Source organism: Streptomyces sp. NPDC048277 (assembly GCF_040652235.1).
Lineage (GTDB): Bacteria > Actinomycetota > Actinomycetes > Streptomycetales > Streptomycetaceae > Streptomyces.
Genome location: NZ_JBEZLQ010000004.1, coordinates 331,521 through 357,319, shown reverse-complemented (window position 1 = coordinate 357,319; position 25,799 = coordinate 331,521). Strand labels below are relative to the sequence as shown.

Genomic DNA, 25,799 nt, shown 5'->3' with positions numbered 1-25,799 from the left:
CGCGACTGCCGGTGCGTTGTGGCTGGTCGCGCAGTTCCCCGCGCCCCTAAAGGGGCGCTGCATCAAGCCGTGGTTGCATACGTACTGGCCGGCTTCTCCAGGACGATCATCGGGACTCCGTCCGCGCCCTTTGACGTGCCTACCGTCTCGTAGCCGACTCGGCGGTACAGGCGGAGGTTGCCCTCGCTGCGGTGGCCCGTGAACAGGCGGAACTTCTTGGCTCCGCGTTCCTCGGCCAGGGCCCCTTCCGCCGCGCGCAGCAGCCGCGCGCCGATGCCGTGGCCCTGGAGGCGGGGGTGGACGCAGAGCTTGCCGATGGCGGCGGCGCCGTCCTCCGTGACCGAGCCGCGGACCGAGCCGACGACCTCCTCGCCGAGGCGCGCCACGAAGACGCAGTCGGAGGTGACCTCCTGGCGGACCGAGTCGAGGCTCTGGACGAGCGGGTCGATGCGGTAGTTGCCGTACAGCGCCGCCTCGCTCTGGAAGCACAGGTACTGGAGCCTGAAGATCTGCTCTGCATCCTGCTCGGTCGCCACCGAGATGGTCACGCTCATGCCCATGTGCGCACGCCTCCCGCTCACCTGATCGCCTGTTGTTCCCACTCCTATCCCCGCACTTCGCGGGCCGCAACCTCCGGCGTCAACAATCGGCGCAGACATCCCAGACATCTGGAACGTTCCGGTCCCAGACTGCCCTGTGAGATACCCAACTCCCGGGCGATCTCCCGGTAGGTCGGGTCCTTCGGGGAGAGCAGGGCCTGGAGGAGGCGGGGGCAGCGGCCGGGGAGGCGGGCGACCGCGTCGCGCAGGGCGCGGTGGCGGGCCGCGGTCAGGGCGAGTTGTTCGGGGGTGGGGGCGCCGGGGTCGGCGGGATCGCTGTCGTACGGGCGCTCATGGCGTGTCGTACGGCGGGTGCGGCGGGACTCGGCGCGGACGGCCCGGCGCAGCCAGTCCGCGGGGGCGCGTGGTGGGCCGTGGGTCTCCAGGCGCTCCAGGAGGCGGAGCCAGACCGTCTGTTCCAGGTCGCCGGGGTCGCTTCCCGAGGCGTGCGCCTCGGCCGAGGCCTCGGCGCTGAGCAGGGGGCGCAGGGCGGTCAGCAGGTCGTGGGTCATGTGCGGAACGACGCGGCCGCCCCGGGGCAGGTTGCCGGGGCGGCCGGGAGATACCCCGAACGGGGTGCGGGGGCTCAGCCGTTGACGAAGTCGGCGCGGGCCAGGACGGCGGTGTCGGCGTTGTCCGAGAAGACACCGTCGATACCGGTCGCGAAGTATGTCTTGAAAACGCTGAAGACATCGCCGTAGGCGTCCACGCCGGTGCCCTTGCGGAAGGCCGGCGGCAGGAAGGGGTTCTCGTTGCGCATGGTGTAGGGGTGCAGGATCAGGCCCACCTTGTGCGCGTCCGCGACCAGCGTGCTGGGCGTGGTGAAGTTGCCGTTCGCGTCCTTCGGGATGATCAGGTCCAGGGTCGGGCCGATGCCCTGCGCGTAGCCGGCGATCTCACGGAGCCCCTTGGGGGTGATCAGGTCGGCGACGGTGCGCGGGTCGCCCGTAGCGACGAAGTCGTAGGGCCGGGTGGTCGCACCGGAGAGCAGGACCACCAGCGGGTTGTCGACCAGCGTGTTCAGTCGCTGGATGCTGGTGGGCTCGAAGGACTGCAGGATGACCGGCGAGTTCCGCTTGTCCTTGCCGTACTTGCGCAGCAGCTTGGCGACCCGCTCCTCAAGGCCGAGGCCCAGCTTGCGGAAGTAGGTGGGGTGCTTGGTCTCGGGGTAGATCCAGACCTGCTTGCCGCGCTTGCGGGTCTGCTCGTCCTGCCACTTGAGGACTTCCTCGAAGGTGGGGATCTCCCAGCGGCCGTTGTAGAGCGTGTTGTGCGGGCGGTTGGCCGGGATGCGCTCGATCGCGCGGAGCGTCTTCAGCTCGGCGAGCGTGAAGTCCTCGGTGAACCAGCCGGTGGTGGGGACGCCGTCCAGCGTCTTGGTGGTCTTGCGGTCGGCGAACTCGGGGTGGTCGGCGACGTTCGTGGTGCCGCCGATCTCCGGCTCGTGGCGGCAGACCAGGTGGCCGTCCTTGGTGGGGACCAGGTCGCCGGCCTCGACGATGTCGGCGCCGAGGTCGAGGGCCAGGTTGTAGGAGCCGAAGGTGTGCTCCGGGCGGTAGCCGCTGGCGCCCCGGTGGCCGATGATCGCCGGTTTCGGCAGGCTCTTCAGGCCGCCGTTGCCGTAGCCGGCCTGTCTGGCCTCGGCCGCACGGGCGGTGCCGGGCAGTCCGAGGACCGCGCCGCCGGCGCCGAGGACCGCGGCACCGAGCAGCGCGCGCCGTCCGGTCGTGCCGTTCACCTGCGTCCGCTCGTTCGAGTCGTGGGTGTCCATGAGCGCTCTCCTGACCTTCGCCCTTCGATGCCGGCTGATCGTAGGGGTCCGGATGTGACCGAAGGGAGACCACCGACCCAACGGTCGGGTGACGCCGTATGGCTGATGCACGGCGACCCATGACGGTCCGTCGGCGACTTCCGTCACATCGTCGCGAACTGGTTACGGCCCGTCTCCTGAACGCCACCGCAGGTAAACCAGCGTCAACAGTACGTAAGACCTCGGTGAACCGGCCGTACCCGATGTGCGCTTCCCACACAGCCGCGAGTAATGTCCTCACCTGCACAGACTCATCCCGCCCCTCGACATCGGAGGACCCGTTGTCCCGCTTCGCGCTCATCAAGGCAGTGCTCGGACCGATCATGCGCCTGATGTTCCGCCCCCGGGTGGAAGGCGTGGAGCACATCCCGGGGGACGGTCCGGTCATCCTCGCCGGCAACCATCTGACCTTCATCGACTCGATGATCCTGCCGCTGGTCAGCAAGCGGCAGGTGTTCTTCATCGGCAAGGACGAGTACGTCACCGGGAAGGGTCTCAAGGGCCGGCTGATGGCCTGGTTCTTCACCGGCGTCGGCATGATCCCGGTGGACCGGGACGGCGCGAGCGGCGGTGTCGCCGCGCTGATGACCGGCAAGCGGGTCCTGGACGAGGGCCGGGTCTTCGGGATCTACCCGGAGGGCACCCGCTCCCCCGACGGCCGGCTGTACCGGGGCCGTACCGGTATCGCGCGGCTGACGCTGATGACCGGCGCGCCGGTGGTGCCGTTCGCGATGATCGGCACCGACAAGCTGCAGCCGGGCGGCTCGGGCCTGCCGCGGCCGGGCCGGGTCACCGTCCGGTTCGGCGAGGCCATGGAGTTCTCGCGGTACGAGGGGATGGACCGGGACCGCTATGTGCTGCGGGCCGTGACGGACTCGGTGATGGCCGAGGTCATGCGGCTGTCGGGGCAGGAGTACGTGGACATGTACGCCACGAAGGCGAAGGCCGCCTGACGACCGAGGGCGTCTGACACTCTTTCGGCGGAGGGGCACGGACCGACGGTCCGTGCCCCTCTGTCTGCCGTCCGCCTGACCTTCGTCCGCCGTCCGTCCGCCGTCCGCCTGCCGGTTGAATCTGGCCCGACACTTCGGTCATTCCTTCGTATTTACCGGCCATATGGTCACACAGCATGTCTTATTCAGACATGCAGAAACCTTCTCGGCGTACCCTGCTCCGTGCTCCGTTCGCTGTCGCAGGCGCGGGGCTCCTCGCGTCATGTTCCGACTCCGGCTCCGAACCCCGCTCCGGCCCGCAACACATGGCCGGCACCGGAGCGTTCGTGCCCCAGGGGCCCAAGGGGTACGTCAACCCGTCGGACCCGGAGGTGCTGGCGGCCGAGCGGAAGCGCGGGGCAGGGCCCGTCCGGATGGTCAGGTTCACGGCCGCCGAGAGCATGCTGGATCTGGGCGGGAAGTCCGTCCACAGCTGGGCGTACAACGAGTCGGTCCCGGGTCCGCTGGTGCGTGTCACCGCCGGTGACGTCCTCAGCCTGACCCTGGCCAACCATCTGGCCGAGAAGACCACACTGCATGCCCACGGGGTGCGCCTGCGCAACGACATGGACGGCGCTCCGGACCTGACCCAGGCGCCCATCGAGGCGGGGACGGACTTCATCTACCGCTTCGTGGCCAAGCACCCCGGCACGTATCTGCTCCACTCCCACGTCGGCATGCAGCCCGACCGCGCCCTGTACGCGCCGTTCATCGTCGACGACCCGCGCGAGCCCCTCGCCTACGACAAGGAGTGGATCGTCGTCCTGGACGACTGGGTCGACGGCATCGACGGCTCCACCCCCGACCAGGTGATCGCCCAGCTCAAGCCGGGCGGATCCATGGGAATGGGCATGGGCATGGGCCCCGGCCGCGACAGCCCGAGCCCCCGCGGGTCGGCGCACGCGCATGCGTCCGCGTCGCCGTCCAAGTCCACGTCCAAGTCCACGTCCAAGTCCAAGTCGACGGGTCCCGACCGGGTGCTGCGGAACTCCCACAGCGCCATGCTCCACGGCGAGGGCGGCAACGTCGCCTACCCGCACTACCTGGCCAACGGGCGCCTGCGCACCGACCCCTCCGTCTTCCGCTGCAAGCCCGGCGACCGGGTCCGGATCCGCATCATCAACGCGGGCTCCGAAACGGCCTTCCGGGTCGCGCTCGGCGGCCACGCCATGACCATCACCCACACCGACGGCTATCCCGTGAAGCACCAGCGGACGGACGCCCTGCTGATCGGCATGGCCGAGCGCTACGACGTCCTCGTCACCGTCAAGGACGGCGTCTTCCCCCTGGTCGCACTCGCCGAGGGCAAGCCGGGCAAGGCGCTCGCGATTCTCCGCACCGACAAGGGAAGAAACCTTCCGGCGCCGGATGTCCGCCCCGCCGAACTGGACCGTGAGTGCGTCCCGGCGCGCCGCCTGCTGCCGGCCGACTCCGTCGCCATGGACGACCGGGTGCCCGACCGCGACCTGCTGATCAGGATCACGGGCACGATGCAGCGGTACAACTGGGGGTTCGACCACAAGGCGTACGACGTGCGGCAGCGGCATGCCGTGCGGGCCGGTGAGCGGGTACGGCTGACGCTCGTCAACGCGACGGACATGTGGCATCCGATGCATCTGCACGGGCACACGTTCTCCGTCACCGGGATCAGCTCGGCGGGGGCGCGCAAGGACACGACGATCGTGCTGCCGCACCGGAAGCTGGTGCTCGACTTCGATGCGGACAACCCCGGGTTGTGGATGCTGCACTGTCACAACCAGTACCACTCGGAGAGCGGGATGATGACGGTGCTCGGTTACAAGAAGTGAGGTTCGGGGGACTTCGGTCGTTCGCCGGGCGCGGGTGGGTGGGGGCTGGTCGCGCCCACGCGGCGGTAGCCGCATATCGGATACGGCCCCGCGCCCCTTACGGGGCGCTCTCCAGCCGTTGATTCCGTAGCAGGAACCAGGCTGCCGCCGCCGTTGCCAGGAGGACTGCCGCGCCCGCGCCCGATGCCAGGTGCAGGCCGTGGGTGAAGGAGTCGCGGGCCGCTGTCAGCATCTCCGTCGCCGTATGGGCCGGCATGGTCTTCGACGCCTCCACCGCCGCCCCGAGGGACTCGCGGGCGGCGGCCGGGGTGCCCGTCGGGCCCGCGAAGTCCCGGTAGACGCCCATCACGATCGACCCCAGCAGGGCGATGCCCAGGGCCGCGCCCAGTTCGTACGCCGTCTCGGAGACCGCCGAGGCGGCGCCCGCCTGGTCCTTGGGGACGCTGGAGAGGATGACGTCCGCCGTGACCGTGAAGGAGAAGCCCGCGCCGATGCCGACCACCAGGAGGGCGGCGCCGAGGATCGGGTAGCCGGTGGACCGGGAGAGGGTGGTCAGCACCGCGAGGGCCACGCCGACGGCCGCCAGGCCGCCGGAGACCACCAGCCGTACCGAGTAGCGGCGGGCGGCCCGGCCGGCCACCAGGCCCGCCGCCACCGCGCCGACCGCCGCGGGGAGTTCGGCCAGACCGGCCTCGAACGGGCGCCTGCCCTGGACCAGTTGCAGGTACTGGGAGAGGAAGAACACCAGGCCCGACATGCCGAGCACGGTGAGCAGGTCGGCGAGGACCGCACCGCTGAAGCCGCGCCCGCGGAACAGCCGCATGTCCAACAGGGGCTTGGGCATGGTGAGCTGGCGATGGACGAAGCCGTAGAGGGCGGCGGCGCCGAGGAGGGCGGCGCCCGCGGTCACTCCGGTGAGACCGTGGGTAGCGGCCTCCTTCACCGCGTACACGACCGCGATCATGCCGACCAGCGAGAGCACGACGCTGATCAGGTCCCAGGGGCCGGGGTCGGGGTTGCGGGACTCGGGGAGCGTCCTGATGCCGACGAGGACCAGGACCGCCATCACCGGCAGGTTGATGAGGAAGACCGAACCCCACCAGAAGTGTTCGAGCAGGAAGCCGCCCACGATCGGGCCGACGGCCGTACCGGCGGAGGCGGCGGCGCCCCAGATGCCGACGGCGAGGCTGCGCTCGCGCGGGTCGTGGAAGAGGTTGCGGATCAGGGCGAGGGTGGCGGGCATCAGGGTCGCGCCCGCGACGCCCAGCAGGGCGCGGGCCGCGATCATCATCCCCGGGGTCGTCGCATAGGCGTTCAGGACGGATATCGCACCGAACGCCGTCGCGCCGCCGAGCAGGATCCGCTTGCGGCCGATGCGGTCGCCGAGGCTGCCCATGGACACGAGCAGACCGGCGATGACGAACGAGTAGACGTCGCCGATCCAGAGCAGCTGGGTGCCGGAGGGGTTGAGGTCTTCGCTGATGTAGGGGGTCGCGAGGCCGAGGACGGTCGCGTCCACGGCTACCAGCAGCACGGCGAGCACGAGGACGGCGAGCGCGAGCCAGCGGCCCGGGCGCTCCTCTTCCGTCTCCGTGATCCGCGTCGGCCGCACGGTGCTGGTCATGATTCCTCTCTTCGTCGTGCGCCGCCGAGCAACAGCTCGACGATCATGTGGGTGAAGTCCTTGGGGGCGACGCGGCCTTCGGAGACCGCCCAGGCGGCGGAGGCCAGCAGGCCGTACAGCGCTTCGGTGAGCCAGGCGGGCGTGAGGTCGATACGGAACTCGCCGCTTCGCTGGCCACGTCTGAAGAGGGTCGCGATGCGGTCGTCGATCCGGGCCCAGCCCTGGTTCTGTCCCTCACCCTCGAACAGCTGGTTCTCGGTGTAGAGGAAGGCCAGCAGGGCGGCGGCCGGTTCGATCTCGCGGACCAGGCGGTGCACGGCGTCGGCCGCCGGGCCCTCGTCCAGGCGGGCCGCGTCCAGGGCCGCCTCGCACTCCTCGATGCCGAGCGCCTCCAGCGCGCGCACGAGCGCGTCCCGCCCGGCGAAGTGCCGGTGCAGGGTGGCGCGGCTGATCCCGGCGGCCTTGGCGACCTCGTCCATGGTCGCGGTCGATTTACGGGTCAGCAGGGCGGCTGCACTGCGCAGGACATGGTCACGATCGAGGGCCATGAGACAAGAGTAGCCCATGTGAGACACAATTGTCTCACCATAGGCATGCATGACTCAGTCGGCGCAGGTCAGCCGTGTTTTCGGGTCAGTGCCAGGGCAGGCTGCCGCGGCGCTCCCAGTAGACGTGCGGGTCCTCGGCGAGCGTGGCCAGGCGGGTCAGCTGGTCCGTTTCGAGGTCGACCGCGGCCGCGTGCAGGTTGGAGGCGAGCTGGGTGAGGGTCGCCGCGCCGGAGAGGACGACTCCGGCCCAGGGCTGACGCAGTACGACCGCGAGGGCGACGGCGTCGCAGCCGAGGCCGGTCTGCTCGGCCACGGCCTTTAGGGCGTCGGGGGCGTGCGGGGCGGCCAGGCGGCCGTTGGCCATGCCCTCCTTCACGATCACCGTCAGTCCGGCGTCGTGCGCCTCGGCGAGGGCGGGGCCGGCCGAGGTCTCCAGGGCGTTGTACGTCGACTGGACGGTACGGAAGAGGGGCTCGCCGCCGACCGTGACGGCGAGGGCGGCGCGGATCGCGTCGGCCTGGGCCGGGCCGCTGGTGGAGAACCCGACGGTGAGGCCTTGGGCGGCGGCTTCCGCCAGCTTGGCGTGGAGTTCCCTGTCGGTGAGGGCGGGGCTGTCCGGGGTCACCGAGTGGATCTGGTAGAGGTCGAGGCGGTCGCCGAGGAGTTCGGCGGTCTCGGCGCGCTGGCGGTCGTAGGTCCGGACGCTGTGGTCCTTGACCTCGTGCTTCTCGGCGTCCGTGGTCCAGTCGGCGGTGTAGGTGTAGCCCCACTTGCTGCCGACGACCACGTCGTCGATGCCGGGGTGGGCGGTGAGCCAGTCGGCGAGGAACTCCTCGGAGCGGCCGTAGGAGCGGGCCACGTCGAAGTAGCGGACGCCCTGGGCGTAGGCGGCGTCGAGGAGTTCGTGGGTGCGGGTGCGGAGGGCTTCTACGGTGCGGTTCTCTCCGAGGTCCTCGTCGCGGTTGAGGTTGATGTAGCCGGGGCGGCCGACTGCGGCGAGGCCGAGGCCGATGTGGCAGGTCGGGGTCGTTGCTGTTGCCAGTCGGGCGAAGGGCATCGCGGGGTCCGTTTCGGTCGGCTGCGTCGGGCTGTTGACCAACGTAACCCGCGATGACCTTCGGTTCGGCGTTCAGCTCGGGGGGTTCGGTGCGTCGGCGGGTGCGGGTGCGTCGTGGTTTCTCGCGCCCACGCGGCGGAGCCGCATATCGACTACGCCCCGCGCCCCTGACGGGGCGCTTCCCTCAGGCCTGCTTCTTGGCTTCTGCCCACTCGTGCTGCTGCGCCACGTTCGCCTTGACCTCCGTCAGCTGGATCGCGACCGCGCTGGGAGCCGTGCCGCCTCGGCCATCACGCGAAGCCAGCGCCCCCGGGACGTTGAGGACCGAGCGGACCTCGGGGGTCAGGTGGGCGGAGATCTTCCCGAACTGGTCGTCCGTCAGTTCGTCGAGTTCCTTGTTCTCGGCCTCCGCCGCCTTGACGCACTCGCCGGCGACCTCGTGGGCGACCCGGAAGGGCACGCCCTGCTTGACCAGCCACTCGGCGATGTCGGTGGCCAGGGAGAAGCCGGCCGGGGCCAGTTCCTCCATGCGGTCGCGGTTGACCGTGAGGGTGGCCATCATCCCGGTGAACGCGGGGAGCAACACCTCCAGCTGGTCGCAGGAGTCGAAGACCGGCTCCTTGTCCTCCTGGAGGTCGCGGTTGTAGGCGAGGGGCAGGGCCTTCAGGGTGGCCATGAGACCGGTGAGGTTGCCGATCAGGCGTCCCGACTTGCCGCGCGCCAGCTCCGCGATGTCCGGGTTCTTCTTCTGGGGCATGATCGACGAGCCCGTGGAGAACGCGTCGTGCAGGGTCACGAAGGAGAACTCCTTCGTGTTCCAGATGATGATCTCCTCGGCGATCCGGGAGAGGTTCACGCCGATCATCGCCGTGATGAAGGCGAACTCCGCCACGAAGTCGCGGGAGGCCGTGCCGTCGATGGAGTTGCCGACGCTGCCGTGCTCGAAGCCGAGGTCGGCCGCCACCGCCTCCGGGTCCAGGCCCAGGGAGGAGCCGGCGAGCGCGCCGGAGCCGTACGGGGAGACGGCCGTGCGGTCGTCCCACTGGCGCAGCCGCTCCGCGTCCCGGGACAGGGACTGGACGTGGGCCAGGACGTGATGGGCGAAGAGGACCGGCTGGGCGTGCTGGAGGTGGGTGCGGCCGGGCATCGCCACGCCCGGGTGGGCCTCCGCGAGGCCGATCAGGGCGTCCTGGAGGTCGGCGATCAGGCCGCCGATGGTGCGGGCGTGGTCGCGGAGGTACATCCGGAAGAGGGTCGCGACCTGGTCGTTGCGGGAGCGGCCGGCCCGCAGCTTGCCGCCGAGGTCGGGGCCGAGGCGCTCCAGGAGGCCGCGCTCCAGGGCGGTGTGGACGTCCTCGTCGGCGATCGTGCCGACGAAGGAGCCGTCGGCGACGTCGGCCTCCAGCTGGTCGAGACCGGCGATCATGCGCTGGAGTTCGTCCTCGGTGAGCAGGCCCGCCTTGTGCAGCACGCGCGCGTGGGCACGCGAACCGGCGATGTCGTAGGGCGCGAGCCGCCAGTCGAAGTGGACGGACGCGGACAGTTTCGCCAGGGCCTCGGCGGGACCGTCGGCGAAACGTCCGCCCCAGAGCCGTACGTCACCGCTGTTGCTGCTCACTTGCGTCGCTCCTAGAGAGATACGGATGTGGCACCGCCTCCCCGGCCATGAACGGGGAGGCGGTGGTCACGCTACTGGTTACGCGAGGTCACGCTTGGCGGCGATCTTCGACGACAGGCTGTAGAGGTCGATGAAGCCCTTGGCCGCCGCCTGGTCGAAGGTGTCGCCGGTGTCGTACGTGGCGAGGTTGAAGTCGTAGAGGGAGGACCCGGAGCGGCGGCCGGTGACGACCGCGCGGCCGCCGTGCAGGGTCATCCGGATGTCGCCGGTGACATGCTGGTTCGCCTCGTTGACGAAGCCGTCCAGGGCGCGCTTGAGCGGGGAGAACCACTGGCCGTCGTAGACGAGTTCGCCCCAGCGCTGCTCCACCTGCCGCTTGTAGCGGGCGAGTTCGCGCTCGACGGTGACGTTCTCCAGTTCCTGGTGGGCCGTGATGAGCGCGATCGCGCCCGGCGCCTCGTACACCTCGCGGGACTTGATGCCCACCAGGCGGTCCTCGACCATGTCGATCCGGCCGACGCCCTGGGCGCCGGCGCGCTCGTTGAGCTCCTGGATCGCCTGGAGGACGGTGACGGGCCTGCCGTCGATCGCGACCGGGGCGCCCTGCTCGAAGGTGACGATCACCTCGTCGGCCTCGCGCGGGGTGGCCGGGTTCTGCGTGTACTCGTAGATGTCCTCGATCGGGCCGTTCCAGATGTCTTCCAGGAAGCCGGTCTCGACGGCGCGGCCGAAGACGTTCTGGTCGATGGAGTACGGGGACTTCTTGGTGGTCGCGATCGGGAGGTTCTTCGCCTCGCAGAAGGCGATGGCCTTGTCCCGGGTCATCGCGTAGTCGCGGACCGGGGCGATGCAGGTGAGGTCGGGGGCGAGGGCGACGATGCCGGCCTCGAAGCGGACCTGGTCGTTGCCCTTGCCGGTGCAGCCGTGGGCGACCGTGCCGGCGCCGTGCTTGCGGGCGGCGGCGACCAGGTGCTTGACGATCGTCGGCCGGGAGAGGGCGGAGACCAGCGGGTAGCGGTCCATGTAGAGGGCGTTGGCCCTGATCGCCGGGAGACAGTACTCCTCGGCGAACTCGTCCCTGGCGTCGGCGACCTCGGCCTCGACCGCACCGCAGGCGAGGGCGCGCTTGCGGATGACGTCCAGGTCCTCACCGCCCTGGCCGACGTCCACCGCGACGGCGATGACCTCGGCGCCCGTCTCCTCGGCGATCCAGCCGATGGCGACGGAGGTGTCCAGTCCGCCCGAGTAGGCGAGTACGACGCGCTCGGTCATGGGTCCCTCCTCACGTACATCCGCTTGCTATGCATGAGTATGCAGAGCTCTGCATGATTCGTCAATCCAGCCCTCCCCGGGACCTCCCGCGGAAGAGAGCGGAAGAGATGTGAAAGAGGTTTGAACAAACGAAATCGCTTTCCCGTACCCATGCCTGAACGCAGGCGCCGCGTTTGTAAACCCACCTCTGACCCAAGTGAGGCATCCGTATGTCCAGGGCTCTTCCGAAGTACAACAAGCGTCGCGTCGCGCTCATCGGCGGCGCTGCCGCGGTGGTGCTGTCCGGGGCGGTCATCGCCGGTTCGGCCCTCGCCGGGACCCCGGACAAGAGCAGCGACACCACGAACGCCCGCACCCTCTCCAGTCCCGGCACGATCACCTGCCCGGACGTCGCCTCCAAGCTGCCGGCGATCCCCGCGTCCGCTCAGGCCGAGGTCACCCGCAACCTCACTCTGCTCCAGACGCAGATCCAGGAGGCCAACAAGCGGCTGGTCGACACGGTGGGCCAGGGCGGACCGAACTTCGTCAACAACGCGATCCTCGGCCCCCTGAAGGACAAGCGCGTCGCCACCGTCAACCGGATCGCGACGGCGATCGGCCGTACGGCCGCCAAGCCGACCGGCCTGGACGCGCTCGCGCCGTGCACCCTGAACGCGAGCGGGACCAGCACGAACACGGGCAGCGGTACGGCGACGGGCTCGACCGCGGCCTCGGCCACGCCGAGCACGGCGGCGACCCAGCAGCAGTCGACCGGCAGCACCGGCACGGGCACCACCAACAGCGCGGTGGGCACGATCACCTGCCCCGACGTCGCCTCGCAGCTCCCGGCGATCCCCGCGTCCGCGCAGGCCGAGGTCACCCGCAACCTCACCCTGCTGCAGACCCAGATCGACGAGGCCAACAACCGGCTCCAGACCACGGTCGGCCAGGGCGGCCCGAACTTCGTGCAGAACGCGATCCTCGGCCCGCTGGCGGACAAGCGGAAGTCGACGATCGACCGGATCGCCATCGCGATCGGCCGTACGTCGACCAAGCCGACCGGCCTCGACTCCCTGGCCGCCTGCACGCTCACCAAGTGACGTGACAGGCAGCTGTGGCCGCCCCGTGTTCAGCGCCGGCCGGGGCGGCCACAGTGGAGCCTGTCCGGAACCCGAAACTTCCCACGGCAATTACTTAGACAAGCGAAGTAGCCGCGTCGATAATCCCGAGGTATGGGAAAGACCTATGAGCGCATCGACGGCAGGCTCCGCACGTTCATCGAGGAACAGCCCCTGTTCTTCACCGCCACCGCCCCGCTCGCGGGCGACGGCACGGTCAACCTCTCCCCCAAGGGCCTCAAGGGCTCCTTCGTGGTCCTCGACGAACTCACCCTGGCGTATCTGGACTTCGCCGGCTCCAACGCCGAGACCATCGCCCATCTGCGGGAGAACGGCCGCATCACCCTGATGTGGTGCGCGTTCCAGGGCCCGCCGAACATCGTGCGGGTGCACGGGCGCGGCGAGGCGGTCTTCCGGGACGACCCCCGCTTCAAGGAACTCCTCACCCGTTTCCCCGACATCGACCTGGCCCAGCACGGCCTGCGCGCCGTCATCGTCGTCCACGCCGAACTCATCCGGGACAGCTGCGGATACGCGGTCCCCTACATGGCGTACGAGGCCGACCGCGAGCTGCACGGGAAGCGCTTCGCGCGCGAGGACGACGCCTCGCTGAGCGCGTACTTCGAGCGCAAGGACCACATCGCGGTGAGCCTGGACGGCCTACCCGGGCTGCCGTTGCCGCTTCCCCCGTCTACCGTCTGAGCCATGCGTCCACGTGTCGTCGTCACCCTGGTGTCCGCGTCCCTGCTCCTGCTCGGTGCGGCACCGGGGGACGGGGACTCGTCACCGCTGCCCGTGCGGATGGCCGACACGGGGGGCGGCAGCCAGCTCATCACCGCGGAGGCGGAGGCGCCGAGCTCGACGTCGGGGACGCTCACGTGGTGGGAGCGGCGGGACGGGGCGTGGGTGAAGGTGGGGTCCGCCGACGCCCGCTTCGGGGCGAAGGGGCTGGTCGAGGGGGTCAAGCGGCAACAGGGCACGAACACGACCCCTACGGGGTTGTACGACCTTCCGTTCGGGTTCGGTCTCCAGGCGGCGCCGGCGGGGACCGCCGTCGAGTACCGGGCGGTGACCGCGAATTCGTGGTGGTGCCAGGACAACGACTCCGGCGCCTACAACCGCTGGGTCGAGCCCTTGCCGGGCGACTGCCGGGCCTCGGAGTCGGAGAAGCTGGCGTCGTACACGACGCAGTATGCGTATGCCCTGGTGATCGGGTTCAACTACCAGCAGCCCGTGCGGGGGCGGGGGGCCGGGATCTTTCTGCATGTCAACGGGGCGGGGGCTACGGCCGGGTGTGTGTCGGTGCCGGTGGATGCGATGCGGCGGATTCTGCAGTGGGCGGATCCGGGGAAGGGACCGCACATTGCCATCGGGACGGTGAGCGGGGATACGGCTCTTACCCGGTATTGAGATCGCTGCTTCGCCGTGGAGGTGCGCAGTGACGGCGGGTGCGGGCCGTCCTGGGCTGGTCGCGCAGTTCCCCGCGCCCCTAGGTATCTCTACCGGCCGCAAGCCGGACCGTGAACGTCGTCGATCCTGGGGCGCTTTCCAACGTCACCGTCCCCCCGTGTGCCTCCACCACCGCCGCCACGATCGACAGGCCCAGGCCCGCGCCCGCCCCTGTCGCGTCCTGGCGGCGGCGGTGTTCCGCCCTCGTGAAGCGTTCGAAGACGCCCGGCTGGATGTCCTTCGGGATGCCGGGGCCGTCGTCGTGGACGCGGAGGAGCGCCGCCCCGTCCTCCTGCTCCAGCAGCACCGTCACCTTCGTGCCCGCGGGGGTGTGCAGACGGGCGTTGGCCAGGAGGTTGGCCAGTACCTGTTGGAGGCGGTGGGTGTCGCCCGGGACCGTCACCGGGTCCTCGGGGAGGTCCAGGGTCCAGCGGTGGTCGGGGCCCGCGGCCCGCGCGTCCGTGACCGCGTCCAGGATCAGGTGGGTGAGGTCGACCGGCTCGCGTTCCAGGGGGCGGCCCGCGTCCAGGCGGGCCAGCAGGAGGAGGTCGTCGACCATCTCGCCCATGCGGGAGGACTCGGCGGCGATGCGGTCCAGGGCCCGGGTGACCTCGGGCGGTACCGGGCCGGGGTGCAGCAGCGCCAGTTCCGCGTGGCCGCGGACCGAGGCGACCGGGGTGCGCAGTTCGTGGCTGGCGTCGGCCGCGAAGGTGCGCAGGCGTTCCTCGCTGGCGTGGCGTTTGGTGAGGGCGTCCTCGACGTGGCCCAGCATGCGGTTGAAGGCGGTGGCCACCTGGCCGACCTCGCCGCGGGGGTCCGTCTCGGGGGCGCGGGGCGGCAGGGCCACCTCGCCGCTGGCGAGCGGGAGCTCGCTGACCCTGGTCGCCGTCGCCGCCACCCGGCTCAGCGGGCGCAGGGACCAGCGGACCCAGAAGGCGCCGGCCACCCCGGCCACGGCCAGGGCGAGGCCGAAGACCGCGGCGGCGACCAGTTCCAGGCGGTGCACGGTGGCCCGGACCGGCTCCAGGGGCAGACCGGTCATCAGGACGTCGCCGTCCAGGCCGGTCCAGGCCATGAGCCGGTAGGCGCCGATCGACCGGAGGTGGACCGTGTGTCCCCTGCCGTCCACCGGGACCCCGGCCAGGAGCGCGCGGTCGTGTGCGGTGAGGCCGACGGTCAGGTCCGGATCGTCGTTGGCCGGGATCAGGGCCGCGTTGGTGATCCGGCCCTTAAGGAGGCGCGCGCCGAAGGTGCCGGAGGCCTGGCGGCGGGTGTCGCCGTGCTCGTCGCCGTCCCGGTCGCTGGGCTTGTACTTGCCGTGTTCGAGGGACTGCGGAAAGCTCGGGCCGCTCTGCTGGAGCTGCTGGTCGAGGCGGCCAGTGAGGAAGCCGTTCAGCTCGACGACCGCGGCGACGCCCACGGCCGCGCAGCTCACCGCCAGCAGCACGACCAGGCCCGCGGTGAGGCGGGCGCGCAGGGTGCGGGGGCGGGGCAGGTGCCGTAGCCCGGTCCGCAGCCGTGGCCAGCGTCGTCGTAGGAGATTCACCTGGTCACCGGCTTGAGGACGTATCCCGCGCCGCGCACCGTGTGGATCATGGGTTCGCGGCCCGCGTCCACCTTCTTGCGCAGGTAGGAGATGTACAGCTCGACGACATGGGCGCGGCCGCCGAAGTCGTACGACCAGACCCGGTCGAGGATCTGTGCCTTGCTGAGGACGCGGCGGGGGTTGCGCATCAGGAAGCGGAGGAGTTCGAACTCGGTCGGGGAGAGCTCGATCAGCTCGCCGGCCCGGGTGACCTCGCGGGCCTCCTCGTCCATGGACAGGTCGCCGACGACCAGCCGGGGGCCGTCCTCCTGCTGGCGGGCCATGCCGGCGCGGCGCAGCAGTCCGCGCAGCCGGGCGACGACCTCCTCCAGGCTGAAGGGCTTGGTCACGTAGTCGTCACCGCCCGCGGTGATGCCGGCGATCCGGTCCTCGACGGCGTCCCGGGCCGTGAGGAAGAGCACACAGACGTCCGGCTTGACCTGGTGCAGGGAGCGCAGCACGGCGAAGCCGTCGGTGTCCGGGAGCATCACGTCGAGGACCACCGCGTCCGGCAGCAGCTCACGGGCGGCGACCAGCGCACTCGCGCCGTCGCCGGCCTCGCGGACCTCCCAGCCCTCGTAGCGCAGGGCACCCGTGAGCACCTCCGCGAGGTCGGGGTCGTCGTCGACGACGAGGACGCGGAGCGGGGTGCCGTCGGGGCGGGTGAGGGCCGGGCGGCCGGAGCGGGTCATGTTCATCGCGTTTACCAGCATCGCTCCTGCGGGCGGCGAGAGGTGACCTCCGGTGCTCTGAGTTTCCTCTGAGTGGGCTGAGCCGGGCCCGCTCAGAGGGCGCTCAGAAGTTCGCGCTGCACAGTGGGCGTCCTGACCCGGAGAAAGGACGCGACTCATGACGACCGTGGACGAACGGCGTACGGCCCCGGCCGTGCCCGTGGCCACGCGCCGCTCCCCCGCGGGCGCCGTGCTCGCCGTGCTGTGGGCCGGGGCGGCGGCCGTGGTGGGGCTGTGGTGGTACGACACCGGTTCGGTCGTCGGCGCGGCCGGCTGGCTGACCGGGGCGGGGCGGATAGCGGGGCTGCTGTGCGGGTACTCCTGTGCGGTGCTCGTCGGTCTGATGGCCCGGGTACCGCTGCTGGAGGTCCGGGTCGGCTCCGACCGGGTGGCGCGGTGGCATGCGATGGCCGGGCGGTACACGGTCTGTCTGCTGGTCGCGCACGTCGCGCTGATCCTCAGCGGGTACGCGGCCCAGGACCACGCCTCGCTCGTCCACGAGGCGGTGGACGTCGTCCTCCACTACCCGGAGATGCTCAAGGCCACCGCCGGCACGGTGATCCTCTTCGCGGTCGGCATCACCTCCGCGCGGGCGGTGCGCCGTCGTACCAGCTACGAGTTCTGGTACTACGTCCACCTCCTCGCCTACGCGGCCGTCTTCCTCGCCTTCGGCCACCAGCTGGCACTCGGCAACGACCTCAACGGCAAGCCGGTCGCCACCGCCTTCTGGTACGCGCTGTACCTGGGGGTCGCGGCCCTGGTGCTGTGGTTCCGGGTGCTGGCGCCGGTGCGGCTCAATCTCCGGCACCGGCTGCGCGTGGACTCCGTGCAGCAGGAGGCGCCGGGTGTGTACTCGGTCGTGGTGCAAGGGCGGCGGATCGGCGAACTGGGCGCACAGGCCGGGCAGTTCTTCCGCTGGCGGTTCTTCGGCGGCGACGGCATGGGCTGGACGTCGACGCCGTACTCCCTGTCGGCGCCGCCGCGCGGCGATCTGCTGCGGATCACCGTCAAGGCGCTCGGCGACCACAGCGCGGCCGTGCCGCTGCTGCGGCCCGGCACCAGGGTGTGGGCGGAAGGGCCGTACGGCGCGCTCACCGCGGACCGGGCCACCAGTCACCGGTCCCTGCTGATCGCGGCCGGCGTCGGGGTCACCCCGCTGCGGGCCCTGTTCGAGACGCTGCCCGGCGAGGTCACCCTGCTCTACCGGGCGCGTACGGCGGAGGACCTGGCGCTGGGCGCCGAGCTGGAGGCGATCGCGCGGTGGCGCGGGGCCAAGGTCCTGTACGCCCTCAACGGTCCGTACGGCGAACGCCCCGCCCTCACGGCGGAGGCGCTGCGGGCGACCTTCCCCGGCCTCGCCGGTCACGACGTCTACATCTGCGGTCCGCACGGCTTCGCCCAGGAGCTGTACGGCGCGCTGCGTGCCGCCGGGGTGCCGGACCGCCGTATCCACCACGAGTCCTTCGAGCTGTGAGGCCGCTGCCGTGCACGCACTGAACAAGAACCGTCCCCTGCGCCGGGTCGTGCTGGCGAGTGCCGCCACCGTCTCCGGGATCGTGATGCTGCTGGCCCTGAAGCCGCACACCAGCCCGACCGTGGTCACGGGCTCGGTGGCGCCGGCACCGTCGAGCAGCGCGAGCAGCGCCGCACCGCAGGCGTCGAGCAGTTCCGGGAGCAGCGGCTCCGGCACGTCCGGCAAGTCGAGCAAATCCGGCAAGTCCGGGAGCGGCAGTACCGCCGCCAAGACCGTCACCGGGAGCACCGTCCAGACCCGCTGGGGTCCCGTGCAGGTCCGGGTGACCGTCAAGAACGGCAAGATCACCGACGTCACGGCGCTCCAGTACCCGTCGGACAACCCCCGGGACCAGCAGATCAACAGCTACGCCCTCCCGCAGCTGCGCAGCGAGGCGCTGGCGGCGCAGAGCGCGAGCATCGACACCGTCTCCGGGGCGACGTACACCAGCGAGGGTTACCAGCAGTCACTCCAGTCGGCACTGGACTCAGCGGGTCTCTGAACGGGGCTCTGAACACTCGGGCTGTGCGGCACGTATCTGTGGGCCAAGGGTCAAGTCCCCACGGAGGAACCGTGACCACCACACTCGCAGGCGGACGTGCCGCCCGCCGCCAGACGATGCGCCGCATCCGCCCGCGCCGCTCCCCGGCCGTACCGCTGTTGCTCGCCGTCTGGGCGGGCGCGGCGGCCGTGCTCTGGCTGTGGTGGCACAACACACCGTCCATCGCCGACACCAACGGCAAGATACTCAACGCGGGCCGCATCACGGGCCTGTTGGCCGGATATCTGATGGCACTCGTCGTGCTGCAGATGGCCCGCGTGCCCGCGCTGGAGCGACGGGTCGGCTCCGACCGCGTCGCCCGCTGGCACGCGATGAGCGGCCGCTACACCCTCTGCCTGGTCTTCGCGCACGTCTTCCTCATCATGTGGGGCTACGCGCTGCAGGCCGGCAAGACGCTGAACGACATCGTCCAGCAGACCATCGACTCGGTGAACCAGTTGCCGGACATGGGCAAGGCCGCCATCGGCACGGGCCTGTTCGTGGTCATCGGCCTGACGTCGATCGGGGTGGTCCGGCGCAGGCTGCCGTACGACACCTGGTACCACGTGCACCTGCTCACGTACGCGGCGGTGTTCCTGACGTTCTGGCACCAGATCACCACCGGCAACGACTTCGCCCTCACGCCGATCGCCAAGACCTTCTGGTACGGGCTGTACGGCGCCGTCACCGCGCTGGTGGTCTGGTACCGGATCCTCACCCCGATCCGGCTCAACCTCCGTCACCGGATGCGGGTCGAGGCGGTCATCGAGGAGACGCCGGGCATCGTGTCGGTGCTGATCGGCGGGCGCAAGCTGCACCGGATGGGCGCGGAGGCCGGCCAGTTCTTCCGCTGGCGGTTCCTGGCGCCCGGGATGCGGTTCAGCTCGCACCCGTACTCCCTGTCGGCGGCACCCCGCCCCGACATGTTGCGGATCACCGTCAAGGCGATCGGCGACCACAGCGCGCGGCTGCGCGAACTACGGCCCGGGACCAAGGTGTGGGCCGAAGGGCCGTACGGGGCGATGACCGCGTCCCGGCGCAGCCGCGGCAAGGTTCTGCTGGTGGCGGGCGGCGTCGGGATCACGCCCATGCGGGCGCTGTTCGAGACGCTGCCCGGCGCCGCCGGCGACCTGACCCTGCTCTACCGCGCCAACACCACGCAGGACCTGGCGCTCTGGGACGAGCTCGCGAAGATCGCCAACGAGCGCGGGGCCCGGCTGATGTACGCGGTCAACAGCCCGGACGGCGAGCGTCCTGACATCTCCGCGGAGAACCTCCAGCGGAAGATCCCGGACATCGACAACCACGACGTCTTCATGTGCGGCCCGCCCGGGTTCGCGCAGGGAGTGTACGAAGCGCTGCGCGGCGCGGGGGTTCCCGCCCGCCGCATCCATCACGAGTCGTTCGAGATGTGAGCGACGGGAATTCAAGGGATCCAAGGGACCCAGGGGAATCGGGAGTTCTGGAACGATGAGGAAGAGTCACCCCATCAGGCGCGTGATGCTGGCCACCGCGGGAACCGTGTCCGCCGTCGTGCTGCTGCTGTCGCTGAAGCCGTCGTCGGACCCGACGTCCGCGTCGGCGGCGGGCGCGGCCCCGTCCGCGGCGGCGGCCGGGCAGGAGTCGCCGCAGGGCGGCACCGGGGCCGCCGGGGCCACGCAGGTGACCGGTGACGCGACCCAGACGCAGTACGGGGTCGTGCAGGTCAGGCTGACCGTCGCCGGCGGGAAGATCACCCAGGCCGAGGCGATCCAGGCGCCCAAGGGCGGCACCAGCGACCAGAAGACCGCGCTGTCGGTGCCCCAGCTGAACAAGGAGACGGTGGCGGCGCAGAGCGCGAACATCGACTCGGTCTCCGGGGCGACGTACACGAGCACCGGGTACAAGCAGTCGCTGCAGTCGGCGCTGGACAAGATGAAGGAGGCGGCCTCGTCGTCCTCCGGCTCGTCCTCGTCCTCCGGTACGGGCTCGTCCGCCGGCTCGTCCTCGTCCTCTTCGGGGTCCGCGCAGGCGCAGGCCAAGACGGTGACCGGGCAGGTCGCGCAGACCCAGTACGGGCCGGTCCAGGTCCGGATCACCGTCTCGGGCGGGAAGATCACCAAGGCGGAGGCGGTCCAGGCGCCCAAGGGCGGGCTCAGCGACCAGAAGACGGCGCTCGCCGTGCCGAAGCTCAACCAGGAGGCGGTGGCGGCGGGCAACGCCACCATCGACTCCGTCTCCGGAGCCACCTACACCAGCACCGGCTACAAGCAGTCCCTGCAGTCGGCGCTGGACCAGGCCGGTGGCTGACGCGGTGGCGGAGTCCGCGGAGGCTCCCGCCGCGGTACGTCATGCGGAGGAGGTCATGGGGACCGTCTTCTCCTTCGACGTCCGCGGCGGGGATCCGGATGCCGTACAGGCCGCCCTCACCGAGGCGGTCGCCGGGCTGCACCGGGTCGACGAGGTGTTCAGCACCTACCGCGAGGCCAGCCAGGTGTCCCGGCTGGCCCGGGGGGAGATCGGCGTCGACGCGTGCGATCCCGAAGTCGCCGAGGTGCTGGAACTGGCGGCCGAGGCGGAGCGGGTGAGCGACGGCTGGTTCAGCACGCGCTACCGCGGCCGGCTCGACCCCACCGGGATCGTGAAGGGCTGGTCCGCGGAGCGCGCGGCGCAGGCCCTCCGGCAGGTGGCCGGGGTGCGCGGCGTGAGCGTCAACGGCGGCGGCGACGTCCAGATGTTCGGCGCGCCCGAGCCGACGCGGGCGTGGCGGGTGGGGATCGCCGATCCCCTGCGGCCGGGTGGACTGGCCGCGGTGATCTCGGCGGCGGGCGTGGAGGAGCTGGCGGTCGCCACGTCCGGTACGGCGGAGCGGGGCGCCCATATCGTCGATCCGCGGACCGGGAAGTCGGCGGTGACGGACCTGGTGGCGGTGACGGTGGTGGGCCCGCGTCTGACGTGGGTGGACTGCTGGGCCACGGCGGCGTTCGCGATGGGATCGCGGGAGGGGCTGGCCTGGCTGGAGTCGCTGCCGGATGTGGAGGGGCTGCTGATCACGGCGGGGGACGAGGTGCGGTGCACTGGGGGACTTGCCGCGCGTTTGGGTTGAGGGCGGGCGGGGGTTTCGCTTGCCGGCGCCGGGAAGCGCCCCTTCAGGGGCGCGGGGAACTGCGCGACCAGCCCCCACTCACCCGCAGACGAAGAACTGCCCGCGCCGTTCGCGAAGTTTTTCCAATTTGTCACGAGAAAAGCCATCCAAGCTCCCCCTTCGGCCGTATCTCCTGTGAAGCAAGTTTCGGGAGGAACACCATGGCCATCTTCAGCAACCTGTTGCCGGCGATGCACCGGGACCACGGCGGCCACGGCGACGATCGGTTCGGCGACCGTCACGGGCACGACCACGAGGACGACCACGACCACGGTGACCGTCACGGCGACCGGCACGACCACGGCGAGGGCGACCGTCACGGCCACAACGGCTACTGACCGCAGAGGGAAGGGTGAGCGGACCGGCGACCGGGGCAGCCGGTCCGCACTGCCGTTCGTTCCCGAGGAACTCCTGTCATGGCGCATCTCCTGCGGCGTCTGCTGTCGACCGGCGACCCGTCCGACTCGGTGGTGGCGGCCGTACCCCCGGTCTCCCCGCGTGAGGTGTTCCGGCGGTTCTGGCCGTACACCCGCGGCGGCCGGCGCTGGCTCGTGCCGCTCGTCCTGCTGAGCCTGACCGCCCCCGCCGTCGACGCCGCGGAGCTCTGGCTCTTCAAGATCGTCGTGGACGACGTGCTCGTCACCCGGGATCTACGGCCGTTCCTCTGGATCGCACCCGCCTATCTGGGGCTCGTCGTCTGCTCCGGAGCCCTCGGGTTCGCCGACGACGTCACCTCCACCTGGGTCGGCGAACACTTCCTGCTCGCCCTGCGCTGCGACGTGTTCCGGCACGTCCAGGGACTGTCGCTCGGCTTCTTCGAGCGCCGGCGGCTCGGGGACGTGCTGTCCAGGGTCACCGGCGATGTCGACGCGGTGGAGACGTTCCTGCTCTCGGGCGTGGCGGACGCCCTGTACTACGTGATCCGCCTGGGCGTCTTCCTCGGCCTGCTCTTCTACCTGCGCTGGGACCTGACCCTGCTCTCCCTCCTCATCGTGCCGCTGTTCTGGGGCTCCGCCCGGCACTTCTCGCGGCTGATCAAGGAGGCGTCGCGGGAGCGCAGGCGCAGCAGCGGCTCGCTCAGCGCGGTCGCCGAGGAGTCGCTCGGCAATGTCGTGCTGGTCCAGGCGTACAACCGGCAGGGCTGGGAGGCGCACCGGTTCGAGCGGGAGAGCCTCGGCAGGTTCCGGGCGGCGATGGCCTCCGCACGGATCCGGGCCGTGTACGGACCCGTCGTCGAGGTCATCGAGGTGGCGGGCGGGCTCGCGGTGCTGGGCCTCGGCACCTGGAAGCTGGCCCAGGGCCAGCTCACGCTCGGTGGGCTCCTGGTGTTCCTCGCGCTGATCGGCAAGCTGTACGGCCCGGTGCACGGCCTGTCCGGGCTCGGCACCACCTTCTACGCGGCCTCCGCCTCGGCGGAGCGGATCATCGAACTGCTGGACCAGCGGCCTCAGGTGACCGAGGCGCCGGGGGCGCGGCGGATCCGCCGGGCGCGGGGTGACGTGGAGTTCGACGGGGTGTGGTTCCGCTATCCCGGTACGGCGGCCTGGGCGCTGTCGGACGTGTCGTTCCAGGTGGCGCCCGGGGAGACGCTGGCACTGGTCGGGGCGAGCGGGGCGGGCAAGTCCACGCTCGCGAAGCTGCAGTTGCGGTTCTACGACCCCGACCGGGGCGCGGTCCGCCTGGACGGGACCGACCTGCGCGAGCTCAGCCTATCCGACGTGCGGGAGAACGTCGCGGTGGTGCTGCAGGAGACGCTCGTCTTCCACGGCACCGTGCGCGAGAACATCGCCTACGGCCGGCCGGCGGCCACGGAGGCGGAGATCGTCGCGGCGGCGCGGGCCGCGGACGCGCACGAGTTCATCGAGCGGCTCCCGGAGGGCTACGAGACGCTCGTCGGCCAGCGCGGCCGCACGCTCTCCGGCGGACAGTGCCAGCGGCTGGCGATCGCCCGGGCGATGATCCGGGACGCGCCGGTGCTGCTGCTGGACGAACCGACGGCCGGGCTGGACGTGCGGTCGGGACGGCGGATCATGGATCCGCTGCGCCGGCTGATGGCCGGACGGACGACGGTCGTCATCTCCCACAATCTGCTGACCGTCCGGGACGCCACCCGGATCGTGGTGCTCGACCGGGGCAGGGTCGTCGAGGACGGCGCGCACACGGAGCTGCTCGGGCGCGAGGGGGCGTACGCCCGGCTGCACCGGCTGAACGCGGGAGCGGTGCTGTCCTGAGCCGTTCCGCCGCCGTCGGGCGTTCACGTCACCGGCGTCACCACCTTGCCCTTCTGCAGCTGGGCGGTGGCGACGACGGTGCCGTGGGGCGAGGTCAGGCGGGCACCGGAGTACTGGGTGAGGTCGACGGCGACCGCCACCCCCCAGTGGCCGCGTCCCTCGCGCACGGGGAACTCGCCGATGCGCGTGGTCGTACCGTCGATGTGTTCGAGGAGGCAGGTGACCTTGCCGGTGTAGGGGGTGCCGGGGAAGACGACGGACACGAACATCCAGGCGGGGCTGCCGGGGTGGGCGTAGACGTCGCCGATGGGCTGCCCGCCCCCGGCCGGGAACATGTCGCCGACCAGCATGGGCTCGGACTCCACGGCGCGCGGCGAGGCGGTGACGGCTCCCTCGACGGCGCCGCCGATCGCCCAGCCGGCGAAGCCGAGGGCGACGGCGACGGCGGTGGCCACCGCGGCGAGCCGCAGCCGGGCCCGCCGGGCGCGGCTGCGCAGGCCCTGGGCGGCACGGGCGGGCCGCTGCCCCTCGGGGGCCGTCGCCGCCTGCTCGGCGAGGCTGCGCGCCACCCTGGCCTCGAAGCCGGGCGGCGGCTCGGCGTCCGGGAGCAGGCCGATCAGCCGGTCGCCGATCCCGGTCAGTTGCCGGACGTACTCCCGGCAGTCCGCGCACCCGTCCAGATGCGCGACGGCCTCGGCCCGCTCGCGGCCGGGGAGCACGCCCAGCGCCAGCTCGGCGCCGACCTCCCGCAGCTTCTCGCAGTGCGCGTCACTGGACATGGTCGCCTCGCTTCGGAGACGCGAGCGCGGTGCGGAGTTTCGCCATCGCCGCTCTGATCCGCGTCTTGGCGGTGCCCAGCGGGATCTTCTCCACCTCGGCGATCTGCTGGGCCGTCATACCGTAGACACCTGCCATCATCAGGGCCCTGGCCTGCTCCCGCGGCAGCCGTGCCAGCGCGGCCCGGAGCTGGGAGGAGGCCTCGTCGGCCAGCGCCCACTGCTCGGGGGTCTCGGTGACGACGTCGAGAAGCGGGTCGAGGTCCTCGGGGGCCATCGGTTCCGTCCGCCTGGCGCGGACGGCGTCGACGGCGAGGTTGTGCGCGATGGTCGTCAGCCAGGTCCCGACCGAGCCACGGCGCGAGTCGTAGATCTGGGCGTGCCGCCAAGCACGCTCGAACGTCTGCTGAGCAACGTCCTCGGCGAGTTGCTGGTCCCCGGTGACGGCCATGGCGACCCCGAATACCCGGTGCTGGAACCTTCGTACGAAGATCTCGGCGAGCTCCGGATCTCCGGTGGCCAGCCCGGACAGCAGAGCCTCGTCCGGGAGGCGGCCGACGGGGAACCGGAATCCCGACACACCCCTGTATACGTTCGACGGCCGCCAGGGGATTGCCCGCCCGCCTGCCCGCCCGCCGCGGAAGATCACATGTCCATTCTCCGTCGGCGGGCCGGGCCCCGCATGCGGGTCAGAGCCTGTGTCACATCCCCGGTCGGATCAGCGCGCGGCGTCTGGTGCGTGCGATCGCAAGGCGCCGGAGCGCCCTCATGGCGGAGCCACGTGGGCGGTTCGGCAACGCCGCTGGGGGTCCCCCCTCTGGGGGAGTGCGTGCCAGACGCCGCGCGCCCGGCCGGGGATGTGACACAGGCTCTCAGTGCCCGTTCTGGGCCAGGCGCAGCAGATGGTCCGCGAGGGCCTGGCCGCCGGTCGGCTCGCGGCTGATCAGCAGCAGCGTGTCGTCGCCGGCGATGGTGCCCAGGATGTCGTGCAGCTCGGCCTGGTCGATGGCGGAGGCCAGGAACTGGGCCGCGCCCGGCGGGGTGCGCAGGACGACCAGGTTCGCCGACGCCTCCGCCGAGATCAGGAGCTCCTGGGAGAGGCGGCGCATCCGCTCCTCCTTCGCCGACTCCCCCAGCGGCGCGCGGGGCGTGCGGAAGCCGCCCTCGCTCGGGACCGCGTAGATCAGCTCGCCGTCGGTGTTGCGGATCTTCACCGCGTTGAGCTCGTCGAGGTCCCGGGAGAGCGTCGCCTGGGTGACCGTGAGCCCGTCGTCGGCCAGCAGCTTGGCGAGCTGGCTCTGCGACCGCACCGGCTGCCGGTTGAGGATGTCCACGATCCGGCGGTGCCGGGCGGTCCGGGTCTGCGGCACCGCGGGCCCCACCCCGCCCGACTGGTCGAACTCCTGCGCCTCACTCATCGTCGT

The 25,799-nt window shown here is 71.1% G+C and carries 25 protein-coding genes; 12 read left to right on the top strand and 13 right to left on the bottom strand.

Features of this window, described 5'->3' with window-relative positions; translation table 11 throughout:
* Nucleotides 1-62 precede the first annotated feature (62 nt).
* The 3 genes from AB0D85_RS11905 to AB0D85_RS11895 all read right to left on the bottom strand — a co-directional run bounded on the left by AB0D85_RS11905 (nt 63) and on the right by AB0D85_RS11895 (nt 2,370).
* A complete protein-coding gene (locus tag AB0D85_RS11905; protein ID WP_362317460.1) occupies nt 63-560 on the bottom strand; it encodes a GNAT family N-acetyltransferase in 498 nt (165 codons plus the stop codon).
* A gap of 44 nt (nt 561-604) precedes the next feature.
* The gene (locus AB0D85_RS11900) at nt 605-1,111 is read right to left on the bottom strand and encodes a sigma-70 family RNA polymerase sigma factor (RefSeq protein WP_362317457.1); all 507 of its coding nucleotides are present in this window, start codon (nt 1,109-1,111) and stop codon (nt 605-607) included.
* 74 nt (nt 1,112-1,185) lie between these two features.
* The gene (locus AB0D85_RS11895; RefSeq protein WP_362317454.1) at nt 1,186-2,370 is read right to left on the bottom strand and encodes a glycerophosphodiester phosphodiesterase; all 1,185 of its coding nucleotides are present in this window, start codon (nt 2,368-2,370) and stop codon (nt 1,186-1,188) included.
* Nucleotides 2,371-2,690: 320 nt separating this feature from the next.
* On the opposite strand from AB0D85_RS11895, the gene AB0D85_RS11890 reads away from it, so the two are divergent.
* Nucleotides 2,691-3,362: a lysophospholipid acyltransferase family protein gene (locus tag AB0D85_RS11890; RefSeq protein WP_362317452.1), complete on the top strand. Its 672-nt coding sequence runs from the start codon at nt 2,691-2,693 to the stop codon at nt 3,360-3,362.
* Between the two features lie 191 nt (nt 3,363-3,553).
* A complete protein-coding gene (locus tag AB0D85_RS11885; protein WP_362317449.1) occupies nt 3,554-5,209 on the top strand; it encodes a multicopper oxidase family protein in 1,656 nt (551 codons plus the stop codon).
* 97 nt (nt 5,210-5,306) lie between these two features.
* On the opposite strand, the gene AB0D85_RS11880 is transcribed toward AB0D85_RS11885, so the two are convergent.
* The 5 genes from AB0D85_RS11880 to AB0D85_RS11860 all read right to left on the bottom strand — a co-directional run bounded on the left by AB0D85_RS11880 (nt 5,307) and on the right by AB0D85_RS11860 (nt 11,328).
* Nucleotides 5,307-6,833, bottom strand: a complete 1,527-nt coding sequence (locus AB0D85_RS11880) for an MFS transporter (RefSeq protein ID WP_362317447.1) — start codon at nt 6,831-6,833, stop codon at nt 5,307-5,309.
* Nucleotides 6,830-7,381 carry a helix-turn-helix domain-containing protein gene (locus AB0D85_RS11875; protein WP_362317444.1) on the bottom strand — a complete coding sequence of 184 codons (552 nt, stop codon included), beginning with the start codon at nt 7,379-7,381 and terminating at the stop codon, nt 6,830-6,832. Before AB0D85_RS11875 ends, AB0D85_RS11880 begins: the two co-directional genes overlap by 4 nt.
* 85 nt (nt 7,382-7,466) lie before the next feature.
* Complete coding sequence (locus tag AB0D85_RS11870; RefSeq protein WP_362317441.1) at nt 7,467-8,438, bottom strand: aldo/keto reductase; 972 nt, start codon at nt 8,436-8,438, stop codon at nt 7,467-7,469.
* Nucleotides 8,439-8,622: 184 nt separating this feature from the next.
* The gene (gene argH / locus AB0D85_RS11865; RefSeq protein ID WP_362317438.1) at nt 8,623-10,056 is read right to left on the bottom strand and encodes an argininosuccinate lyase; all 1,434 of its coding nucleotides are present in this window, start codon (nt 10,054-10,056) and stop codon (nt 8,623-8,625) included.
* 78 nt (nt 10,057-10,134) lie between these two features.
* The gene (locus AB0D85_RS11860; RefSeq protein WP_362317435.1) at nt 10,135-11,328 is read right to left on the bottom strand and encodes an argininosuccinate synthase; all 1,194 of its coding nucleotides are present in this window, start codon (nt 11,326-11,328) and stop codon (nt 10,135-10,137) included.
* A 209-nt stretch (nt 11,329-11,537) separates the two neighbouring features.
* Here AB0D85_RS11860 and AB0D85_RS11855 point away from each other — a divergent pair, with 209 nt between their 5' ends.
* From AB0D85_RS11855 to AB0D85_RS11845, 3 genes are all read left to right on the top strand, one after another.
* Complete coding sequence (locus AB0D85_RS11855) at nt 11,538-12,407, top strand: hypothetical protein (protein ID WP_362317432.1); 870 nt, start codon at nt 11,538-11,540, stop codon at nt 12,405-12,407.
* Nucleotides 12,408-12,539: 132 nt separating this feature from the next.
* Nucleotides 12,540-13,127 carry a pyridoxamine 5'-phosphate oxidase family protein gene (locus AB0D85_RS11850; protein WP_362317429.1) on the top strand — a complete coding sequence of 196 codons (588 nt, stop codon included), beginning with the start codon at nt 12,540-12,542 and terminating at the stop codon, nt 13,125-13,127.
* A 3-nt stretch (nt 13,128-13,130) separates the two neighbouring features.
* Nucleotides 13,131-13,835 carry a L,D-transpeptidase family protein gene (locus AB0D85_RS11845; RefSeq protein WP_362317426.1) on the top strand — a complete coding sequence of 235 codons (705 nt, stop codon included), beginning with the start codon at nt 13,131-13,133 and terminating at the stop codon, nt 13,833-13,835.
* Nucleotides 13,836-13,914: 79 nt separating this feature from the next.
* On the opposite strand, the gene AB0D85_RS11840 is transcribed toward AB0D85_RS11845, so the two are convergent.
* Together AB0D85_RS11840 and AB0D85_RS11835 are read right to left on the bottom strand one after the other, a co-directional pair.
* On the bottom strand, nt 13,915-15,420 hold the full coding sequence (locus AB0D85_RS11840) for a HAMP domain-containing sensor histidine kinase (RefSeq protein ID WP_362317423.1): 1,506 nt from the start codon (nt 15,418-15,420) through the stop codon (nt 13,915-13,917).
* Nucleotides 15,417-16,157, bottom strand: coding sequence for a response regulator transcription factor (locus AB0D85_RS11835; RefSeq protein WP_362318002.1), 741 nt, complete (start codon nt 16,155-16,157; stop codon nt 15,417-15,419). Before AB0D85_RS11835 ends, AB0D85_RS11840 begins: the two co-directional genes overlap by 4 nt.
* A 151-nt stretch (nt 16,158-16,308) precedes the next feature.
* Between AB0D85_RS11835 and AB0D85_RS11830 the strand changes: the two genes are divergently transcribed.
* From AB0D85_RS11830 to AB0D85_RS11800, 7 genes are all read left to right on the top strand, one after another.
* On the top strand, nt 16,309-17,664 hold the full coding sequence (locus AB0D85_RS11830) for a ferric reductase-like transmembrane domain-containing protein (RefSeq protein WP_362317420.1): 1,356 nt from the start codon (nt 16,309-16,311) through the stop codon (nt 17,662-17,664).
* A 10-nt stretch (nt 17,665-17,674) separates the two neighbouring features.
* A complete protein-coding gene (locus AB0D85_RS11825; protein ID WP_362317418.1) occupies nt 17,675-18,205 on the top strand; it encodes an FMN-binding protein in 531 nt (176 codons plus the stop codon).
* Between the two features lie 71 nt (nt 18,206-18,276).
* Nucleotides 18,277-19,659, top strand: coding sequence for a ferredoxin reductase family protein (locus AB0D85_RS11820; protein WP_362317415.1), 1,383 nt, complete (start codon nt 18,277-18,279; stop codon nt 19,657-19,659).
* 55 nt (nt 19,660-19,714) lie between these two features.
* Nucleotides 19,715-20,533, top strand: a complete 819-nt coding sequence (locus AB0D85_RS11815; RefSeq protein WP_362317412.1) for an FMN-binding protein — start codon at nt 19,715-19,717, stop codon at nt 20,531-20,533.
* A gap of 4 nt (nt 20,534-20,537) precedes the next feature.
* Nucleotides 20,538-21,329: an FAD:protein FMN transferase gene (locus AB0D85_RS11810; RefSeq protein ID WP_362317999.1), complete on the top strand. Its 792-nt coding sequence runs from the start codon at nt 20,538-20,540 to the stop codon at nt 21,327-21,329.
* Nucleotides 21,330-21,529: 200 nt separating this feature from the next.
* Nucleotides 21,530-21,706 (top strand): hypothetical protein, encoded by a 177-nt coding sequence (locus AB0D85_RS11805; RefSeq protein WP_362317409.1) that lies wholly within the window; start codon nt 21,530-21,532, stop codon nt 21,704-21,706.
* 78 nt (nt 21,707-21,784) lie between these two features.
* On the top strand, nt 21,785-23,599 hold the full coding sequence (locus tag AB0D85_RS11800) for an ABC transporter ATP-binding protein (protein ID WP_362317407.1): 1,815 nt from the start codon (nt 21,785-21,787) through the stop codon (nt 23,597-23,599).
* 23 nt (nt 23,600-23,622) lie between these two features.
* Here the strand turns inward: AB0D85_RS11800 and AB0D85_RS11795 are convergent, their stop codons facing one another.
* The 3 genes from AB0D85_RS11795 to AB0D85_RS11785 form a co-directional block, all read right to left on the bottom strand.
* On the bottom strand, nt 23,623-24,378 hold the full coding sequence (locus AB0D85_RS11795; RefSeq protein ID WP_362317404.1) for a zf-HC2 domain-containing protein: 756 nt from the start codon (nt 24,376-24,378) through the stop codon (nt 23,623-23,625).
* Nucleotides 24,368-24,955 (bottom strand): sigma-70 family RNA polymerase sigma factor, encoded by a 588-nt coding sequence (locus AB0D85_RS11790; RefSeq protein WP_362317401.1) that lies wholly within the window; start codon nt 24,953-24,955, stop codon nt 24,368-24,370. The genes AB0D85_RS11795 and AB0D85_RS11790 overlap by 11 nt, the downstream gene beginning before the upstream one ends.
* A 292-nt stretch (nt 24,956-25,247) precedes the next feature.
* On the bottom strand, nt 25,248-25,793 hold the full coding sequence (locus AB0D85_RS11785) for an arginine repressor (RefSeq protein WP_362317398.1): 546 nt from the start codon (nt 25,791-25,793) through the stop codon (nt 25,248-25,250).
* Nucleotides 25,794-25,799 lie beyond the last annotated feature (6 nt).

Bases quoted from the DNA above. Each gene is read 5' to 3' on its own strand.
- AB0D85_RS11805 (WP_362317409.1), top strand. From the start codon at position 21,530: ATGGCCATCTTCAGCAACCTGTTGCCGGCGATGCACCGGGACCACGGC.
- AB0D85_RS11795 (WP_362317404.1), bottom strand. From the start codon at position 24,378: ATGTCCAGTGACGCGCACTGCGAGAAGCTGCGGGAGGTCGGCGCCGAG.
- AB0D85_RS11860 (WP_362317435.1), bottom strand. From the start codon at position 11,328: ATGACCGAGCGCGTCGTACTCGCCTACTCGGGCGGACTGGACACCTCC.
- AB0D85_RS11905 (WP_362317460.1), bottom strand. From the start codon at position 560: ATGGGCATGAGCGTGACCATCTCGGTGGCGACCGAGCAGGATGCAGAG.
- AB0D85_RS11850 (WP_362317429.1), top strand. From the start codon at position 12,540: ATGGGAAAGACCTATGAGCGCATCGACGGCAGGCTCCGCACGTTCATC.
- AB0D85_RS11895 (WP_362317454.1), bottom strand. From the start codon at position 2,370: ATGGACACCCACGACTCGAACGAGCGGACGCAGGTGAACGGCACGACC.
- AB0D85_RS11885 (WP_362317449.1), top strand. From the start codon at position 3,554: ATGCAGAAACCTTCTCGGCGTACCCTGCTCCGTGCTCCGTTCGCTGTC.
- AB0D85_RS11855 (WP_362317432.1), top strand. From the start codon at position 11,538: ATGTCCAGGGCTCTTCCGAAGTACAACAAGCGTCGCGTCGCGCTCATC.
- AB0D85_RS11785 (WP_362317398.1), bottom strand. From the start codon at position 25,793: ATGAGTGAGGCGCAGGAGTTCGACCAGTCGGGCGGGGTGGGGCCCGCG.
- AB0D85_RS11830 (WP_362317420.1), top strand. From the start codon at position 16,309: ATGACGACCGTGGACGAACGGCGTACGGCCCCGGCCGTGCCCGTGGCC.
- AB0D85_RS11815 (WP_362317412.1), top strand. From the start codon at position 19,715: ATGAGGAAGAGTCACCCCATCAGGCGCGTGATGCTGGCCACCGCGGGA.
- AB0D85_RS11870 (WP_362317441.1), bottom strand. From the start codon at position 8,438: ATGCCCTTCGCCCGACTGGCAACAGCAACGACCCCGACCTGCCACATC.
- AB0D85_RS11875 (WP_362317444.1), bottom strand. From the start codon at position 7,381: ATGGCCCTCGATCGTGACCATGTCCTGCGCAGTGCAGCCGCCCTGCTG.
- AB0D85_RS11845 (WP_362317426.1), top strand. From the start codon at position 13,131: ATGCGTCCACGTGTCGTCGTCACCCTGGTGTCCGCGTCCCTGCTCCTG.
- AB0D85_RS11900 (WP_362317457.1), bottom strand. From the start codon at position 1,111: ATGACCCACGACCTGCTGACCGCCCTGCGCCCCCTGCTCAGCGCCGAG.
- AB0D85_RS11800 (WP_362317407.1), top strand. From the start codon at position 21,785: ATGGCGCATCTCCTGCGGCGTCTGCTGTCGACCGGCGACCCGTCCGAC.
- AB0D85_RS11835 (WP_362318002.1), bottom strand. From the start codon at position 16,157: ATGAACATGACCCGCTCCGGCCGCCCGGCCCTCACCCGCCCCGACGGC.
- AB0D85_RS11880 (WP_362317447.1), bottom strand. From the start codon at position 6,833: ATGACCAGCACCGTGCGGCCGACGCGGATCACGGAGACGGAAGAGGAG.